This window comes from Rossellomorea marisflavi (assembly GCF_022170785.1).
GTDB lineage: Bacteria > Bacillota > Bacilli > Bacillales > Bacillaceae_B > Rossellomorea > Rossellomorea marisflavi_B.
In genome coordinates this window covers 1244840-1262779 of sequence record NZ_CP081870.1, presented here as the reverse complement: position 1 = coordinate 1262779, position 17940 = coordinate 1244840, and the positions used below count along the sequence as shown (strand labels likewise).

The following is a 17940-nucleotide window of genomic DNA, read 5'->3' as shown; positions in this document are numbered from 1 at the left end:
TTCCCCTTTTCTTATTCTTTACCTTCGTGCGGAGGGCACGGGCATTTGACAACGACCAGGAATGGGCCTTTTTTCAACTGTTCATCCCCTACTTCTGCCGTTGCGGTTATGGTGATGATATCTACCTTTCCTTTTGCAGGCACGATACGGGCTGTATAGGTGCCATCCGCCTTCGTGACTGCTGGATTCGGAAGGATATATTCCTCTCCATGCGACGATACGACTTTAAAATGGACAGCTACGCCTTCAACCGGGCGATGGTCACACAAGACCTCACCGGTGATCTCTTCCCCTTCACAACCGACGAACAACGGGGTGCAAAGAGTCAAACGGGGATGTTTGCACCGCTCACAACCCACAACGGTTTTACAGGTTTTCGAGATGGTCCGTGACCCGATTTCAACACTCGCTGTGTAGGTGGTGAGTTCGTAAGGTCTTTCACCGGGTACGATGGCAGACGTTCTGAAATACCCTTCCTGATTCGTAAACACCACTGCTGGTTCAAAGTCGAGAAGCGGACTGGTCAATGTTACCCTCACTCCTGCAAGCGGCTCACCCTTACAGAGGAATCTTCCCTTTATTTCGGCACGGCAGCGGATTTTCTTTACACATTCCAGTTCCAATTCGGGGTCTTCACATTGACAATCCACCTTGATCTGTTGGGATTCTGAAGACACCACTTCTCTTGAAACGATGGCTTCTGCCCTGATGGTGATGACCTCTGTGACCCCGACACCTGCACGGATGCTTGCCGTGTATTCGCCCATTTCATTCGTAAACGCCGGATTCGGATCCACGGTGACGGCTTCCGGGGTATCCGAGGTAACGACAAAGGTAATGGCCGCATCCCTTATCGGTACCCCATCACAGGTGAGGCGGCCAGAAATCCGCTCTGCAGGACATCCGATGTATTTGGGTGTATTCAAGGTAAGCTTCGGATTGCGACACTTCAAGCAGATCACTTTCAGCTTGATGGTGTCGGTAATGGTCTTGCCAGCCACTGTCACCCTTGCTGTGATGACCGTCTCTGTTAGCGGTGTATTGGATGGGACGGTCACTTCCGAAGAGAATGATCCCGTTTCATCCGTCAGCACCGGATTTGGATCAAAGTCAAGGATCGGACTGGAAAGCATCACTTCGACACCGGCAAGGGGCAGTCCCTCGCATGTCACCTTCCCTCTGATTTCACCTTTACAGTTGATTTTATACGGCTCTTCAAGAATGATCTCTGGATGTTTGCACACACATTTCACTTTGATCTTCTCATTCTCGGAAACTACCACTTTTCCGTCGACAACGGATGAAGCCTGGATTGTCACCACTTCCTCCACACCGAGCGTAGTGGTCAAGACAGCTGTGAACCTTCCGTCTTCGTCCGTGGTGACAGGGTTCGGCGATACTGCAATCGCCCCTGCCGGTGAGGTGGTGAATGTAACGAGATTCCCCTTGAGCGGAACTCCATCGCATGTCAGCCTGCCCGTGACCTTCCCGCCGTCACATCCGATGAACTTCGGTGCTTTCAGGGTCAACAGTGGATTCCGGCACTTCTTACAGAATACTTTGACCGTGACGGTCTCAGTAGCTCCGGCACCTGTTACCGTGATGGTCGTCTCCTGTGGCTCTGTACCGAATGGGACGGTTGCCGTGGTAGTGAACTCGCCGTTCTCATCCGTGACAACTGGGTTGGGGTTGAATTCAAGGAGTGGACTCGAGAATGTGATCTCGACCCCTACGAGCGGGAAGCCTTCACACGTCAAGCGACCCGTAATCGGGGATTCACAATTGATCTTTCCGGGGTCATCGATGGTGATGACCGGATTCTTGCACTCGCAATCGACTCGGATCGTTTTGACTTCTGAGGAAATCAGCACCCCTGCAATCACGGTCCTCGCCTCGATGGTGAACGTACCCACTGTCCCAAGCTCCGGTACGATTCTTGCAGTATAGGATCCATCCTCCCCGGTGATGGCGGGATTGGGAACGATCGCGACGCCTTCTTCCGGAGTCACGATAAAGGCTATACTTGCTCCTTGGTACGGTATGCCGCCGCATGTCAGCTTGCCGGTAAGCTCCGCTCCTTCACAGCCTATGATCTTTTTCGGAGTATTCAGGGTCAGCTCAGGGTTCCGGCAGAACAGGCATCCTACGGTGATGATACGGCTTGTGAAGACCTCGATGCCGCTGACTACCGCTGAAGCCGTTATTTCTGCTTCCTGGAACGGTGTCCCACTTGCGACGGTCACTGTGGAAGTGAAAACACCATTCTCATCGGTGATGGGAGTGTCCGGTTCAAACTGTAGGAAAGACGGTCCCGAGAGTGTTACAGGGACATTGGATAGTGGAACCCCGTCACAAAGCAGCGTACCTGAAATGACTCCATCACAGTTAATCGTGGATACTTTTTTAATGAAAATGACCGGATTAACGCACTTCACACAGCGCACAGTAAGTTGACGTGCTTCTGATACCACTTCGATTCCGCCGATCCTCGTTGAAGCCACGATCGTAATCGTTTCATTGATTCCAATGAACGGGACGACGGTAGCTGAATAGGTGCCGTCATTTTGTGTGATGGCAGGGTTCGGGTTAACGACGACCCTCTTTGACTGGGATGTGATGGTGAAGGTTATGGGGGCTCGTGCAATGGCGCTGCCGTCACAGATGAGTCGCCCGCTGAGAGGTGCACCCTCGCAGCCAACAGGCCCTTCAATTGGATTCAAAGTCAGGGTTGGATTGGTACACACGATGCAGTCAACCGTAGTAATGATGCTGTCGGTTACACGCTGCCCAGCTACATCTGCATCTGCCGTCACCACGACACCTGACGTAATCGGCGTTCCACGCGGGACCGATACGGTCGTGGAGAAACGCCCTGATGCATCCGTGATCGGTGTAGCATTCGCAAAGTTCACGATCCCGGGATTAGCAGATAGTTGTACGACTACACCCGCTACAGGTTGATAGTCACAAAACACCCTTCCGCTGATGATTCCGTCACAGCTAATGGAGCCGATACGATCAAGCTGAATGATCGGTTCTTTGCACTCGTTTCCTGGATTCGGAAATAATCCTTCGCAGCTCTTTGGGGGCGGGATGATCTTGCAGGACAACCCTGAGGTTTCTCTCCCTCTTTTCAACATCTCAATCAGTCCTTTTCAATACACTTTCATGCATCATATGCAAAAACCAGTAGGCTGTTCTCCCGAGTTCATGACATCTGCCCGCCCTCACAGCTCATATTGAATCCACATAAGATACATCAAAAAGCGGTGCATAAAGTATGAGCAGAAACGTTTTTGTTTTTTTCTTCCTTACCTTACTGGCCACTGTCGGCTTTCTTCAGAGAGACACCATCGGTTTGATCCTCTCAGGGGATGAATCCTCCCTCTATTCCTTGAAGGAGTCTAACAGATTCAGCCTTTACGGACTTACCCTGCTCGTCATGATTATCCAGAACTCGTTTACCGTCATCCCTCTTATTCTCGTCATTTCAATAAATGTAACGATTTTTGGTTTCTGGCAAGGATTCCTTTGGAGCTGGATTTCGAGTATCATCGGAGCCGGGATCGTCTTTCTTTCCGTCAGACAGCTCTTCCTTCAAAGCCTTTCTTCCCGAATCGCTCCTTCCCCCCACCTGAAGGAACGTGGATTCACGTATGTATTCCAAGGTCGGATCATCCCAATGATTCCCACGAGCCTCGTCAATATCGTGGCTGGTGTCAGCGGGATTTCATTCCGGCATTTGATCACCGGGACCATCACAGGCAACTTTCTCTACTTTTTCTGTCTATCACTGATCCCCCTAGGAGTCCTGTCCATGTCCTGGATCGAGACCGGCGTCGTCACTCTTGTTCTTATCACGATCGTGATTTTCTATTACTCAAAGGTCCGCGGCAGACGATGATTCGCTGCCTTTGATCAAAAGGACAAGCCCATTTTTATTTTGTTATACATATAGTAGAACAAATCTGTTATAATAAACATATAACAAACAGGAGGTGATCTTTTGCTGATCCAAATTGAACCACATTCTCCCATTCCGATCTATGCCCAAGTACGGAATGGGATTGTCGAGGGCATCGTGCGGGGTGAGCTGAAGCCTGGGGATGTTCTTCCTTCGGTCCGGTCCTTTGCCGCTGACCTGGGCGTGAACATGCACACGGTCAATAAAAGCTACCATGAATTAGAGGATAAAGGAATCATTCAGATCGTACCCAAGTCCGGTGCCGTCATCCTCGCGCCCGACGAACCGACAAAGGAACGGATCAACATGATCGCCTCCTCCATCCGGCCGCTCCTTGCCGAAGCACTGGCCGTCGGAATGACGGAAGAACAGCTGCAGGATATGATCAGATCCATTCAATCAAGTATCAAGGGGGAATAAACCATGCAATCCATTTTATTGATCGGTATGATCGGAATCATACTCCTTATCCAAGTGATGCTGCCATTTATCGTGAAACGCACCGTTGTATTCGGGGTCACGATTCCCGTAGAGCACATACGAGACGCTCAATTGCTCCGCTTCAAAAAAATCTATGCGGCGGTCACCGCCATGCTTTCTGTAGCCGGCATTGTCCTGTTCTTTATGATAACCGGTTCAGTTGACCTTCCTGAGGACCGGCTCATTGCTTCAGGGATCCTGCTTCCCTTCATCATCATCTTCATCTCCATGTCCCTCTATGCCTACTTCCACATGCGAGTGGTCCGGTACAAACGTGAAAGCCAGTGGTTCAAAGGACGAAGACAGGTCCGCGTATCAGAGCCTACCTCTAGGTCCAAGGATGAAATGCTCCCCTGGTACCTCTTCCTGTTCCCGATCGTGCTCGGGGCAGGTCTCATTGTCTTCACCCTTATGAATTATCAGCTCTTCCCAGATCAACTGCCGACCCATTGGGGACCAAGTGGAGAGCCGGACGCCTTCACAGCCAAAACCAGGGTCAGCGTCCTGACGATGCCATTTGTTTTACTGCTCATGAGCGCCATGTTCCTTGCCATCCACGAATTGACGCGGAACTCCGGAATCAAACTGAGCGCAGGGAACATTCCAGCATCCAAGATCCGACAGCTCAAGCTTAGGAAGTACTCCAGCTGGTTCTTGTTCTTCATTTCCATGGCAACAGCCATGCTATTCAGCATACTTCATATTCAAACGGCTTACGAAAATCTATTAAGCGGGTCCCTCATGCTCTTTGCACCACTGGCCTTCTCTGTATTCGTCTTCTTCAGTGCTGTCTTGATGGCCATAAAAGTAGGAAAATCCGATTCGGATCTGGACCGCACCACCATCATCGATGAGGGAGGGGACACCGTCAATGAAGACGATGATTCCCACTGGATCGGCGGCATTTTTTACTTCAACCGTGAGGATCCTTCCTTCTTGGTGGAAAAACGATTCGGTGTCGGCTGGACGATAAACTTCGCCAGACCTACCGGCTACCTTCTCATCCTTGCACCGGTTGTTGCCATTTTGTTGCTTACCCTTCTATAAAATTAGAGATATGGTTTCAAGCACCAAAAAAGCCCTGTCCCCTGCGATTCTTTTCTAGAGCGCATAGTAATAGACGATATATTATCACTCAAAATAAAGGAAAACTCGCCCCGTACTGGCGAGTTTTCCTTTATTCCTATTTTCCGGTCATATTTTTTCTTAAAAAGTCCTCAAATGTAACGCTCCCCACATTCTGCGTTGGATTCGTGTTTTTACCCTCCAATAAAGACTTGTACAGTTTTCCTGGGAGGGCTACATTATATACCCTACTTGGTTTATTGCTCATCCCTATTTTCAAATTGGCCATTTCTCTTAGTGTCATGACTTTGGGACCTGCAAAATCGCCCGTTCTCCCTTGGGGTCCCTTTTCCGTCAGATCAATTAAATGATTGGCAAATTCACCTACATCCACGGTCTGAAACTTGATGTTTCCAGGAATAAAATACCCCTTTAAAAAAGGCTTTGACAAAAACAAAGAATCTACAAAACTATGGAACTGAGTTGCACGAACGATTGTGTAAGGAATATTACTATGTTTCAGCACTTCTTCTGCTTCGTGTTTATGTTTGTAATAGTTATATGGTATATCTTCGATCCCAACAATCGATGGATAGATAAAATGTTTTATGTGTGTGAGTTTACTCAAAAAGTTCGTGAGACCCGAAACTTCAATTTCCTTGGTTTTTTTCATTGGGCTGGTTGCTGTGTGAATGACCACATCTATATCTCTTGCGGCCTCTTCTAATCCTTCACCTGATAGCATATCACTATAAACCCAGTCAAAACGATCACTGTATTCAGGTTTTCGTCTTGAAGTCATGAGGACACTACACTCACGCTCTTTAAGTTGATTAAGTACCGCTGAACCTAGGCGCCCTGTTGAACCAGTCACTAGTATCCTCAAAAACAGCCCTCCCCAATTAGGATAAACCAAACCGATCAGCTTCATTAGTTATAAAAGGCAGCCGGCTCGATCATAACGCTATGTTTCAATCCCACAATACGTATGGTCCATTATATAATACACTGTTTGCTTGTATGCCAAGAAGGAGATATGAAGATTTTTTATACAAGAAAAAAGACGTGTACTACTTCACACGTCTTTTCAAATGGCTCTTATCAGTAGAGCACCCAGTCTGGAACATTCAGATTCCAGGCAAGGCTATTCTACATAGTTATCAAACTACGGTTGTAAGGATCGCGTCGTGCGCTGTAACGTATTTGTACCCAAGATCTCTCGCCACTGCTTCATACGTGATGAACCCGTTAGCTACATTGACCCCTTTCGCGAGGGCCATATTATCCTGAATCGCTTTCGCCACTCCTTTGTTGGCAATCTGGAGAGCGTATGGAACGGTCACATTCGTCAAGGCAATCGTAGAGGTACGAGGAACGGCACCCGGCATATTCGCTACGGCATAATGGACCACTCCGTGTTTTTCGTACGTAGGATCATCATGGGTGGAGATATGATCGCATGTTTCGATGATTCCGCCCTGATCGATGGCAACATCCACGAGAACTGATCCCGGTTGCATGGACTTGACCATCTCTTCCGTCACAAGCTTTGGTGCTTTGGCTCCGGGGATCAAGACAGCACCGATGACAAGATCGGAATCCTTAACTGCATCTTCAATGTTCAATCGGTTCGACATTAACGTTTGAATATCATTGCCGAAGATATCGTCGAGCTGGCGCAGGCGCTCGGCGCTCAGATCGATCAAGGTAACGTCCGCTCCAAGGCCGACAGCCATCTTCGCTGCGTTCGTCCCGACGACTCCGCCTCCGATGATGGTCACCTTGCCGCGTTTCACACCCGGTACTCCGCTCAGCAGGATTCCTTTTCCACCCTTCGGCTTCTCTAGGAATTGTGCACCGATCTGTGTAGCCATGCGTCCTGCTACCTCACTCATTGGAGTCAGAAGTGGCAGGGTGCGGTTGACTTCCACCGTTTCATAGGCGATCGCCGTTACTTCCTTTTCAACCAGTGCTTGGGCAAGTTCCGGTTCTGCTGCGAGATGAAGATACGTGAACAAGATCAGGCCTTTGTGGAAATACACATACTCAGATGGAAGTGGCTCTTTCACTTTCATGACCATGGCTTTATTCCACACGTCAGCTGCCGAGGCTTCGATTTTCGCTCCGGCTTCTTGATAAGAATCGTCCGTGAAACCGCTTCCAATTCCAGCTCCAGATTCGATATATACAGAATGACCTGCCTTCACCAGGTTCAGGACACCAGCAGGTGTGATGGCTACACGGTTCTCGTTGTTTTTGATTTCTTTAGGAATTCCAATCTGCATCGCTACATCTCTCCTATAATCATTGTTTGGTTAATTCTGATTATATGGATTCTTCACAGTAATTGCATCGTGGAAAATAGAGAAAAAAAGAAGACGGGTTTGGAGAAATCCACAAACTCGTCATTTTTTCATCTGTTCGATTTTAAGATCCAAATATAAGGTCATTTTCTGATTCGGGTCCTTCAGATCCATCTCAGTGATCTCCCCGATCCTCTTCAGGCGGTAATTCAGTGTATTGGCATGAACATGAAGGGCCTTTGAAGCCTCATTGACGTTGCAATCGTATCTCAGGTACATATCGATCGTCTCAAGAAGCTGGGAATGGTGCTTCCGGTCGTACTCCATCAATTTCTCCAAGTGATAATTCTGATAGCCGTCCCGGACTCGCTTTTCATACAGCTCATCGATGAACTGGAAGATCCCAAGCTCCTGATACGTATAGATCCCACTTGCCTCATATTTAAATCGATCCTTGATCGATAGCACATATAGTGCTTCTTTATAGCTGTCACGGATGCTTACAGGTGAACGGTAGAGGGTACCGGCGGCTCCTTTGAGCTCCGGGACTCCGAGTCTGCTGCTGATCTCTTCCACGAAATCTCGGACAAAATCCTTGATCTGCCTTGCCGGCCCTTCATCCTGGAACGGCCTTACGAGAAGGATCAGCTGGTTTTCATCCGTCGTGCTTGTGATAAGTTTTATATAAGAAGAAGCCTGGATATAGTAGTTTACGTGACGCTCCAAGGATTGCTGTATTTCTTCGGGGAACTCAAAAACCACAATACCCGTGGACCCGTTCATGGTAAGATGATATTTTTCAGAAAGGGAATCAATCTTGCCGCGATCTTTCAAATGACCGGTCAACAGCTGCCAGAAGAAATCTTTGTGCCCCTCTTCCCCCGCCTTCTTCCGTATTTTCAACGATAACATCTGATTCTTGACGACCTTCCCCGCCTTACGGAAGAAATCCAATTCTTCGTCTGTGATATCCCATGTCACCTGTCCCCATATGAAGCCGAGGATTTCATCGTTCTTCCATACTGATATCGCCACCCGTTTCCCGAGACCGACTTCTGAGATGGCAGGGATGATGACAGGCTCGTCACTGTCGAATAGCTTCGGGATGACTCCGTTTTTCCACAGACTCTTGATGACATTATCGGGAACCTTCCTGCGCATGATCGTCGCCATGCGGGCAGGATCCACGTCATCATCATGGGTGCTGTATGCGAGAATGCGGTGATTGGCATCTTCAATCGTAATCGGGCATCCGATTGTCTCACTGATGGCGTCAGCCAGTTCTTCTAACGATTGGAATGGTCCCTTGAAAGGGTCGAGTTGCTCTGAGGATTTGTCCATTCGTACCACTCCTTTTGCGTTCATTTCATTGATCCGTTTTTATCATAGTAGATGTACGGTTTCCGAAGCAACGGTTTCCCGACATTTCGGATATGTTTTTCAAAATGAACCACCAGTCCATTTCCATCCCTACAAACATTATCCACCCATTTGTGTAAACACACAAATGTAAACGCTTCAACTTTCATTTTTCGACAAAACCCTATCCACATTCTTGATGATACTATATATAATAAGAGTTGGAAACTCACATATTCACAGACAGCTAGAGGAGGATTCGATGTTAGACGTACTAGACAAGATCAATTCATTCTTGTGGGGAACACCAAGTTTAGTACTGTTATTCGGAACGGGCCTATTTTTGACACTGGTATTGAGAGGCATTCAGTTCCGCAGGCTATTCTATGCATTTAAACTCGCATTCACGAAAGAAAAACCGTCCGCTTCGACAGATTCATCCGAAGGGGATATCTCCAACTTCAAAACACTGATGACCGCATTGTCGGCCACTATTGGGAACGGGAATATCGCAGGGGTGGCAACAGCCATCACGATTGGCGGTCCCGGAGCCATCTTCTGGATGTGGGTCGTCGGTCTCGTGGGGATGGCGACAAAGTACGCCGAAGCACTGCTCGCCATGAAATACCGGGTTAAAAACAAAAACGGCGAATACTCCGGTGGACCGATGTACTACGTGGAAAAAGGGCTCGGGCGAAAATGGAAATTCCTCGGTGTCGCCTTTGCCCTGTTCGGTGCATTTGCAGCTCTCGGAATCGGCAACAGCGTCCAGTCCAATACGATTGCCGATGTCATGACATCAAGCTTCTCCATTAATCCATGGATTACCGGAATCACCCTGGCTGTACTGACAGCACTCATCATCTTCGGAGGCATACAGAGGATCTCGACCGTTGCATCCTTCTTCGTCCCGATCATGGCCTTTCTCTATATAGGAGGATCTCTTTTAATCATCTTCATCAATTACGATATGATCATCCCCTCCTTCTCCCTGATCTTTGAATATGCTTTCAATCCTGTTGCAGCAGCAGGAGGATTTGGTGGAGTCGTAGTCGCAGAGGCAGTGAGGAGTGGGTTCTCGAAAGGGATCTTCTCCAATGAATCCGGACTCGGGACGGCAGCCCTCATTGCGGGGAATGCCAAGACCGACCATCCGGTTAAACAGGCACTTGTCGCCATGACCGGTACGTTCATCGTGACCATCATCGTCTGTACGATGACAGGACTTGTTTTGCTCATCACAGGTTTTTGGGATCCGTCCGGCGGATTGATCTCAGGTGTGGCCCATGATCCTTCCTTGGATGGCGGGGCCCTGACCAGCGCCGCTTTCGGACATGCCCTCGGCACGGCTGGGGAATACATCGTATCGTTTTCCGTCGTGTTCTTCGGATTTTCCACGATTGTCGGATGGTATATGTACGGGGAGAAATGCTTTGAGTACTTGACCAACTACCGCTTCATCGTACCGTATCGCCTCGTGTATGTGATCGCAACGTTCGCCGGCGCCATTGCCAACCTGAATGTCGTATGGAAGTTCGCCGACATGGCCAATGCGCTCATGATGATCCCGAACTTGATTGCACTCATACTCCTGTACAAGGTGATATCAAGTGAAACGAAGCACTACTTCAACGAATACCTGCCTTCAACAACCAATAAGAAGTAATCAAAAAGCCCCGTCCTTCACCCAGGACGGGGCTTTTGTTCATGCGATGATATAGTCTCGGTACCGTTCGGCATCACTTTCCCTGCATTCCACCTTCAGTATCGTGCCTTTCTCGTCATATTCGGTCTCAAGGACGGTTGCCTGTTGGTTGAAATACGAAATCAGCTGTCCCTGGTCATACGGGATGAGCATCGTGCATGTCTTATAATCGCCAAAAATCTGTTTTTTCACTTCACCCAGCAGTTCTTCGATTCCGATCCTCTGCTTGGCTGAGTAAAAGACACCGCCTTGTTCGACACGAGGGATATCCCCGCCAACAAGGTCTGCTTTATTGAAAGCATACAGAACCGGTGTATCACCGACTCCGATGTCTTCAAGTGTCTTGTCCGTCACATCCATCATCGTATCGTGATGAGGGTCGGCCAGATCCACCACATGGATGATCAGGTCTGCTTCCACCACTTCCTCAAGGGTTGAACGGAATGCTTTGACAAGCTGATGGGGCAGCTTGTTGACGAAACCGACCGTATCGGTCAGAAGGAAGGATTTTTGATCCGGCAGGGTGATGTTACGCACGGATGTCTCCAATGTGGCAAACAGCATATCCTTCTCGAACACCTGCTTGTCGTTGTTGTGGTGGAACCGCTCTATGAAGGCATTCATCGTTGTCGATTTGCCGGCATTTGTATAGCCCACAAGGGAAACGACGGGAATCCCGCTCTTTTTCCGTTGCTTTCGCTGCGTACTCCTCAGTTCCACGAGGGAGTCAAGTTCCTTGCGCAGAGCCGTAATCCGGTCCTCTATGCGACGGCGGTCGAGCTCAAGCTTCGTTTCACCGGCACCACGGTTGGCAAGTCCTGAGCCTCCCCCCTGTCTACCGAGGGACTCCCTCCGTCCAATCAGACGGGGAAGCATATACTGCAGCTGTGCAACTTCCACCTGAAGCTGTGCTTCCCTTGTCTTCGCGCGTTCAGCGAAGATGTCAAGAATGAGCATGGTCCGGTCCATCACACGGAGTTCAAGCTTCTTCTCTAGCACCCTGATCTGAGAAGGCGACAGTTCATCATTCGAGATGATCACATCCGCTTCCCACTCTTCTATGAGGGGGATCAGTTCATCGATCTTCCCTTTCCCTAAATAATGCACATGATTGGGACGTTGCATATTCTGGGTGAATTTACCCACCACGTCCATATGTCGTGCTTCAGCAAGTCCTTTGAGCTCAAGCATCCCATATTCAAAGTCATTATCACGGTCTTTCGTATTCACGCCGATGGCGATTGCTTTTAATTTTTGTTCTTCCATTCATTTCTCACTCCTTCATCGATCTTCCCTTAGGGAATGATCTGGATCGGTCCTATAGACGAAAAAAAGCCCAGACCTCTGCCTGTGCTTTTCGTAAACGGAAAAAGGCATGGGGAAATCCGCACTTCCCCATCATGCGCCAACCGGTCGGTATTCAATTTCAATGATAAGGCTCCACGTTCGAGGCTTCCCTTATAATCGATCAGACCAATCCCATTTACCCTGCACACAGGCAGAGCATTGAACGTATTCAATTATGCGTTCCATTCGCGGATTCGTAGTCTGATCAAGATCATTTGGAAAACCTCCATTCCTATAAGTACAGTCATCTTACCATATAAACCGGGGGAATGAAAGGGATTCCTCCCGACAGATTATGCAACCTGCCTGCGTTCCTTTCGCCACATCTGCAAGATAGAAATGCCCAGGGAAATCATGAACCCTATCGGGAATACCATCGCGATCATCATAAGCTGTGTTTCTTCAGACCAGGAGGTTCTTTCGATATAATACTGAGGCACGAAAACAAGAATCGGAAGTAAGATCATGATAAGCGACTTAGACCAAATCGATACCCCGATCAGGATGAAGGCGCACAGTACAAATCCAATCACTCTCCCCGTGGTGCCTAACGATACGGCTGTAACTCCTATGAATTGATCTAAAAATACAACTCCTCCCATACCGGCAAGTGGTACTCCCGCCAACAGAATAAGGAGCGTGAATTCCTTCTTTTTTGATAAAACTTTTTCCGCTGTGTATTTAAATAGCTTCGCTACCATTACACCATAAAGCAGGACCATGACAGGTAAACCAATGATGATAATCCATGAGTAATCCATTGTGCCGTTAATGGCGTCCCCCATCACATAGAAAGCGATGGCTCCAAAGATCAAAACCAGCGCATATTTGAAAACCCCCATCTTATCAAACGGCATCTCTTTCGCAATCTGATCCATGTACTGTTTTGCCGTCAGCCCGGTGATATCCTCGACGCTTTTCCCCTTCTTTTCCGCTTCATGAAGATGGTCTTCGAGTTCACCCGTGACCTCCCTGATCTCTTTTTCGTTCTTCCCGCTTGCAAACAAGTAAACACTCAGGCGGTCCAGGAAGTCCCTGCTTTCCTTTGAAACATTCATTCCGCTTCCTCCTCTATCAATCGATTTACGCTTGTTGCCATCTCATTCCATCTCATTTTGAATTGGTCCAGCTCTTCCTGCCCCGCCTCCGTCAAGCGATAGTACTTCCGCTTCGGCCCACCCGAAGGCTGTTCTTTCTGGATCGTATTGACCAATCCATCCTTTTTCATACGCAGGAGCAATGGATAAATGCTTCCTTCCTTCACCATCGTGAACCCATGCTGTGCCAGTTTCTCGATCATTTCATAACCATACGTTTCCCCTTTTGAAATGATCGAAAGGAGGCACCCCTCCAGTACACCCTTCAATAGTTGGCTCGATGACATATCGTCCTCCTTTCTCCCTCAACTACTTTGTTTTACAACATAGTTAAGGAAAAAGAATGCAATGCAAACTAGGTTGCATTACAAAGTAGTTTTAGTTTATCAAATGTTTCCATTTTTAGCAATGCAGTTTTTAATTAATCACAAAAAAGAGGTTGGGACAAAACAATAAAGGTCATGACGAACAATATCAGTATGGCTTCTTTATACCGCTCATGATTTCCGTGCAAGACTTCGCTTTCCGCGGGTAGCCCGTGAGCCTCCTCGGTAAGCCTGCGGGGTCTCACATCAGCTACTCTTTCCGCTGGAGTCTTCGTCTTGCATTCCAATCAATCGCTAGGAACAAGTAAATCGTATTGGTCATGAAACAAATCAAAAACCCGAACGATCTCAGGCAAGATCGTTCGGGTTTTACTATGACTAAAACACTCTTGTCCCAGCCTCTTTTGATGATGGATCTTATTCAGTACCCTTTTTCCATTCATCCTGGTCGATCAGCATCTTCCCAGGCCAGGTGTACGCCATGATGCCTCCGTCTGCCTTGATGTCTTCTCCCGTTACATATGAGCTATCATCGGACGCTAGGAACAGAGCTACCGTCGCCATTTCGGTAGGGCGCCCGAGGCGACCCATCGGGGTGATCCATTTATTGGCTTCGCGGAACTTCTCACCCATGTCATCCTCTTTCCCACCGACAAGGATATCGATGAGAGGGGTTTCGATTGTGCCCGGAGAAACCGAATTCACCCGGATTCCGTGGCGCGCATAGTCGATGGCCATTGCTTTGGTAAAGTTGATGATGCCTCCCTTGGCGGCATTATATCCTGAGCGATCAAGGTCCGCGGCGTGTCCAGACATGGATCCGTTATTGATGATGGATCCGCCTTTCTCGAGCATGAGGGGGATCAGATATTTGCTGACAAGGAATGTACCGCGTAGATCAACGGCAATGATCTTATCGAATAGTTCCACAGGATATTCGTGGACCTTCCCGCCCTGCTCATCCACTCCGGCATTATTGAAGAGCACGTCAATCGTGCCATACGTTTTCTCAAGATGAAGGGCAAACGCTTTGACGCCTTCTTCACTGGAGACATCAAGATGGTACGCCTCTGCATAGCCCCCTTCTTTCCGGATGTTTTCTGCCGTTTTATTGACCTGCTTTTCATCAACGTCGGCAAGGATGACCTTGGCGCCCTCTGCTGCAAATACGTTCGCTGCAGCTTCACCGATCCCGGTTGCGGCTCCTGTGATGATGGATACTTTGTTGTCTAATCTTCCCATGATACTGAATCCTCCTGTTTGATTGGTTATCTAATGGGAGTTTTCCCGATTTGTGAAGAACTAAACATAAGGATGTTTCCACCATCCCATCCAATGATACGCTACAACCTGTTCATCTTCTCTATTACATCCGGGTACTCTACCCCAGAAAAACGAAAACGAGATGAAGCAGGTCGATCATCACATCTACACAGATTTTCATGAGCATAAGCTCCTCATCCTTTCCATTCATTTCCTACCATCTGTAGCCATCTCTTGCTCCCCCTGCTATAATCAGTGCATATTGAGTAAAGGCGGGATGAGATTGAAAGAAGCCATCATTTCCATTGTAGAAGTGATCAATAACTTCCACGACGTAGTCATTGAAGTCACAGATGGCCTGGGGTTGAACCTCACCGACAAAGATTTGCATTTCTGGGTGATGGGCATCATCGGGATGCTCGTGTTCTTTTTTGTCTATGCCGTATCCAAGGTAGCAGCCAAGATGCCGTTTGGAATCGCAGGTCTCTCTTTTATGTACACTCTCACGTTCATGTTCGTCCTAGTTTTCGCCATTGAGATCCAACAGGCAATCACCCAGCGGGGGAACATGGAATTCGCCGATGCCATCATCGGCCTATGGGGATTCCTAGCATTCTTCCTGATCTACGCGGCCATCATAGGCGTTTTCCTTGTTCTGCGATCCTTCTTCAAAAAGCCGCCTAAAAAGAAAAGAAGCCCTGGCCGAACGACCAGGTCCTCTCACTAGCATCCTATGACACAGCAAAGTTTGTTCTTCAGTGTATCACGCAATACGCAGCAAGGTGTCCAGGATGTAATGTACCAAAGGATCAACAGAACCATGGCAAGTGCAAAGTCTGCGCAGCCTTGTATCAAATGAATCTCCCCCTTTCTTACTCCTATCATATGCACGGAATACTAGAGGGTATAAGCTAGATTACTAGATTCAAGAAAAGAGGCTGTACAAAAGTGAACACCGTTCCTTCTTGGGGAACGGTGTTCATTTGTTTAATTCATCACCCATTTATCCTTCAGGAACATGATGCGTCCGATGATGAAGATGACCACGACGACGATCAGATTCGTGCCGATCATCATGGATAAGTGTACGGGATCGACAACACCGTAGATCAGCTCTTTCAAGATACTGAACATATTCAGGATCGGGATAAGGAAGTGATGGGCGGCAAGTTCGTTGACGCTGACTCCCGAAATGAACAAACTAGGGAATACGGCAAGCATCATCACTGGAGTACTATAGCTCTGCGCCTCTTTGATCGTTTTCCCCGCAATACTCGTCAGCATCAAGATCGATGCATTAAACATGGCGTACACGACAGCCACCACCAACGCAAGACCTACGATAAGGGGGAGCTGATCCCCAAAGGAAATGCCTTTTCTCAAGTTTTCAGTAAAGAATGCAATTTCCACGGTCACCACGAGCAATGTGATCATCCCTGTAATGAGCCCCAGTGATGAGATGGTCAACCATTTTGCCCATAGAAGAGTAGAACGCTTCACGGGCGTAATCAGGAGAGCTTCCATTGTTTTCTTTTCCTTTTCACCGGCGAACAGGTCAGCTGATACTGGTCCTGCACCGATCCCAATGGCAAGGGCCATCATCATGGGGATGATCAGGGCAATAAGGAAAAGCCCGGTATCTTCTTCAGACAGTTCCTGCTGGGTCATGATGAATGGCTGTATCGTTGACTCATCCAACCCTTCACTTTTCAACCTCTCAGCAGTAACTGATTTCTCAAAGTTCGTCAAATAAGCACTGACCTTACTCATCAAGAGACTTGAGTTCTCACTCATGGAATCACCGACAATCGTGACGGATGCTTCTTCCCCTCTGTGAACACTTCCCATGAAGTCATCACTGAATACCACAGCTGCCAGAGCGTCCCCGTTTTCAACGCTGTCTTCAGGATTTTCCACTTTCGTTACATCGATGCTTTTATCACCCTCAAATAAGGCCAACTGCTCTTCCGTTAGGTCCTTATTCACTGCCAGGGTGTAGGAGTCTCCCTCACTGTCAGACATCATCCCCTCATAAAAGAACGTCAATGCTGTCATCATCAAGATCGGTAGAAGAACCGTCAGAATCAGCGTCCGCTTATCCCTGAACGCATCTTTCATTTCCTTTTTAAAAATATTAAGAAGCATGGTACTCATCTCCCCTCACGAGTTTGCTCATAAAGATGAAGTTCAGATCGCGACTGTTTTCTTGTGCGTAGAGATCTTCCAGCTGTCCATGATAGACGAGTTCACCTTTATGGACCATCGCCACCTTGTCGCAAAGCATCGTGACTTCTTCCATGATGTGACTCGAGAAGATGATCGTCTTTCCGTCCCGTTTAAGCTGATGGACCAATTGACGGAACACATTGGAAGACGTAATATCAAGGCCCGTCGTCGGTTCGTCGAAAAGGATGATATCTGGATCATGGATCAAGGTACGTGCAATCGCCACCTTCTGGCGCATCCCCTTTGAGAACCCTCCGACTTTCCGTCCGAGATAGTCCCTCATGCCGAACATCCTGGCAAGCTCATCGACCCTGACTTTCGTATCGTGCTTGCTCATCCCGTACAGGCTCGCGAAGTACTCAAGATTTTCTTTCGCCGTGAGACGATCATACAAGCCGGTCTCCCCGCCAAAGAGAACGCCGATTTTCCGCTTGATTTGATCCGGGCTTTTGACTGTATCGTAGCCCCCTACCGTCACTGTGCCATCAGTCGGTTCGAGAAGGGTTGCAATCGTACGCAGAAGGGTCGTCTTGCCGGCCCCGTTCTCTCCGAGTAATCCAACCGTATCTCCCTTCCCGATGGTAAAGCTCACATGCTTCAGTGCCGTGATGGACTTTTTCTTATCTTGGAATTTCTTTGTGACCTCATTGATTTCAATCATCTTCACCGCTCCTTGTTTGGTTTCTTGTGTTTATCTTACTAAGGAAATCGCACATCGTCTCCGGAGTGGTCGTGAATGTTCCATTTTATGTCGTAAAAATGCCAAAACCCCTCTTTAAAATGGTAAAATGGACAAAGAAATCCA

At 48.2% G+C, this 17940-nt stretch carries 15 protein-coding genes; 5 read left to right on the top strand and 10 right to left on the bottom strand.

Annotation, left to right across the window (positions count from 1 at the left end):
• Positions 1-11 precede the first annotated feature (11 nt).
• A complete protein-coding gene (locus K6T23_RS06765) occupies positions 12-3140 on the bottom strand; it encodes a hypothetical protein (RefSeq protein WP_238284009.1) in 3129 nt (1042 codons plus the stop codon).
• A 140-nt stretch (positions 3141-3280) separates the two neighbouring features.
• On the opposite strand from K6T23_RS06765, the gene K6T23_RS06760 reads away from it, so the two are divergent.
• The 3 genes from K6T23_RS06760 (at position 3281) to K6T23_RS06750 (ending at position 5491) form a co-directional block, all read left to right on the top strand.
• Positions 3281-3904, top strand: coding sequence for a TVP38/TMEM64 family protein (locus K6T23_RS06760; protein ID WP_238284008.1), 624 nt, complete (start codon positions 3281-3283; stop codon positions 3902-3904).
• 102 nt (positions 3905-4006) lie between these two features.
• Entirely contained in the window at positions 4007-4384 is a 378-nt protein-coding gene (locus K6T23_RS06755) for a GntR family transcriptional regulator (protein WP_238284007.1), read from the top strand.
• A 3-nt stretch (positions 4385-4387) separates the two neighbouring features.
• The gene (locus K6T23_RS06750; RefSeq protein ID WP_238284006.1) at positions 4388-5491 is read left to right on the top strand and encodes a DUF1648 domain-containing protein; all 1104 of its coding nucleotides are present in this window, start codon (positions 4388-4390) and stop codon (positions 5489-5491) included.
• Positions 5492-5627: 136 nt separating this feature from the next.
• Here the strand turns inward: K6T23_RS06750 and K6T23_RS06745 are convergent, their stop codons facing one another.
• From K6T23_RS06745 to K6T23_RS06735, 3 genes are all read right to left on the bottom strand, one after another.
• A complete protein-coding gene (locus K6T23_RS06745; RefSeq protein WP_238284005.1) occupies positions 5628-6440 on the bottom strand; it encodes an SDR family oxidoreductase in 813 nt (270 codons plus the stop codon).
• Between the two features lie 229 nt (positions 6441-6669).
• Complete coding sequence (gene ald, locus K6T23_RS06740; protein WP_238284004.1) at positions 6670-7794, bottom strand: alanine dehydrogenase; 1125 nt, start codon at positions 7792-7794, stop codon at positions 6670-6672.
• Positions 7795-7914: 120 nt separating this feature from the next.
• Positions 7915-9153 carry a PucR family transcriptional regulator gene (locus K6T23_RS06735; protein WP_238284003.1) on the bottom strand — a complete coding sequence of 413 codons (1239 nt, stop codon included), beginning with the start codon at positions 9151-9153 and terminating at the stop codon, positions 7915-7917.
• Between the two features lie 280 nt (positions 9154-9433).
• On the opposite strand from K6T23_RS06735, the gene K6T23_RS06730 reads away from it, so the two are divergent.
• Positions 9434-10837 (top strand): alanine/glycine:cation symporter family protein, encoded by a 1404-nt coding sequence (locus tag K6T23_RS06730; RefSeq protein WP_056534444.1) that lies wholly within the window; start codon positions 9434-9436, stop codon positions 10835-10837.
• A gap of 39 nt (positions 10838-10876) precedes the next feature.
• Here the strand turns inward: K6T23_RS06730 and hflX are convergent, their stop codons facing one another.
• The 4 genes from hflX to K6T23_RS06710 form a co-directional block, all read right to left on the bottom strand.
• Entirely contained in the window at positions 10877-12142 is a 1266-nt protein-coding gene (hflX, locus tag K6T23_RS06725; RefSeq protein WP_238284002.1) for a GTPase HflX, read from the bottom strand.
• A gap of 374 nt (positions 12143-12516) precedes the next feature.
• Positions 12517-13281: an HAAS domain-containing protein gene (locus tag K6T23_RS06720; RefSeq protein ID WP_238284001.1), complete on the bottom strand. Its 765-nt coding sequence runs from the start codon at positions 13279-13281 to the stop codon at positions 12517-12519.
• Positions 13278-13607: a PadR family transcriptional regulator gene (locus K6T23_RS06715; RefSeq protein WP_148985250.1), complete on the bottom strand. Its 330-nt coding sequence runs from the start codon at positions 13605-13607 to the stop codon at positions 13278-13280. Before K6T23_RS06715 ends, K6T23_RS06720 begins: the two co-directional genes overlap by 4 nt.
• Positions 13608-14063: 456 nt before the next feature.
• Positions 14064-14888 carry an SDR family oxidoreductase gene (locus K6T23_RS06710; RefSeq protein ID WP_238284000.1) on the bottom strand — a complete coding sequence of 275 codons (825 nt, stop codon included), beginning with the start codon at positions 14886-14888 and terminating at the stop codon, positions 14064-14066.
• Between the two features lie 163 nt (positions 14889-15051).
• Between K6T23_RS06710 and K6T23_RS06705 the strand changes: the two genes are divergently transcribed.
• The gene (locus K6T23_RS06705; protein ID WP_238283999.1) at positions 15052-15636 is read left to right on the top strand and encodes a hypothetical protein; all 585 of its coding nucleotides are present in this window, start codon (positions 15052-15054) and stop codon (positions 15634-15636) included.
• A gap of 260 nt (positions 15637-15896) precedes the next feature.
• On the opposite strand, the gene K6T23_RS06700 is transcribed toward K6T23_RS06705, so the two are convergent.
• Both K6T23_RS06700 and K6T23_RS06695 read right to left on the bottom strand, forming a co-directional pair.
• Entirely contained in the window at positions 15897-17054 is a 1158-nt protein-coding gene (locus K6T23_RS06700; RefSeq protein ID WP_238283998.1) for an ABC transporter permease, read from the bottom strand.
• Positions 17044-17796: an ABC transporter ATP-binding protein gene (locus tag K6T23_RS06695; RefSeq protein WP_238283997.1), complete on the bottom strand. Its 753-nt coding sequence runs from the start codon at positions 17794-17796 to the stop codon at positions 17044-17046. The genes K6T23_RS06700 and K6T23_RS06695 overlap by 11 nt, the downstream gene beginning before the upstream one ends.
• Positions 17797-17940: the final 144 nt, after the last annotated feature.

Excerpts from the sequence above, each read along its gene's own strand:
- K6T23_RS06765 (WP_238284009.1), bottom strand. The coding sequence starts at position 3,140 with ATGTTGAAAAGAGGGAGAGAAACCTCAGGGTTGTCCTGCAAGATCATC.
- K6T23_RS06760 (WP_238284008.1), top strand. The coding sequence starts at position 3,281 with ATGAGCAGAAACGTTTTTGTTTTTTTCTTCCTTACCTTACTGGCCACT.
- K6T23_RS06750 (WP_238284006.1), top strand. The coding sequence starts at position 4,388 with ATGCAATCCATTTTATTGATCGGTATGATCGGAATCATACTCCTTATC.
- K6T23_RS06745 (WP_238284005.1), bottom strand. The coding sequence starts at position 6,440 with ATGAAGCTGATCGGTTTGGTTTATCCTAATTGGGGAGGGCTGTTTTTG.
- ald (WP_238284004.1), bottom strand. The coding sequence starts at position 7,794 with ATGCAGATTGGAATTCCTAAAGAAATCAAAAACAACGAGAACCGTGTA.
- K6T23_RS06735 (WP_238284003.1), bottom strand. The coding sequence starts at position 9,153 with ATGGACAAATCCTCAGAGCAACTCGACCCTTTCAAGGGACCATTCCAA.
- K6T23_RS06730 (WP_056534444.1), top strand. The coding sequence starts at position 9,434 with ATGTTAGACGTACTAGACAAGATCAATTCATTCTTGTGGGGAACACCA.
- hflX (WP_238284002.1), bottom strand. The coding sequence starts at position 12,142 with ATGGAAGAACAAAAATTAAAAGCAATCGCCATCGGCGTGAATACGAAA.
- K6T23_RS06720 (WP_238284001.1), bottom strand. The coding sequence starts at position 13,281 with ATGAATGTTTCAAAGGAAAGCAGGGACTTCCTGGACCGCCTGAGTGTT.
- K6T23_RS06715 (WP_148985250.1), bottom strand. The coding sequence starts at position 13,607 with ATGTCATCGAGCCAACTATTGAAGGGTGTACTGGAGGGGTGCCTCCTT.
- K6T23_RS06710 (WP_238284000.1), bottom strand. The coding sequence starts at position 14,888 with ATGGGAAGATTAGACAACAAAGTATCCATCATCACAGGAGCCGCAACC.
- K6T23_RS06705 (WP_238283999.1), top strand. The coding sequence starts at position 15,052 with ATGAAGCAGGTCGATCATCACATCTACACAGATTTTCATGAGCATAAG.
- K6T23_RS06700 (WP_238283998.1), bottom strand. The coding sequence starts at position 17,054 with ATGCTTCTTAATATTTTTAAAAAGGAAATGAAAGATGCGTTCAGGGAT.
- K6T23_RS06695 (WP_238283997.1), bottom strand. The coding sequence starts at position 17,796 with ATGATTGAAATCAATGAGGTCACAAAGAAATTCCAAGATAAGAAAAAG.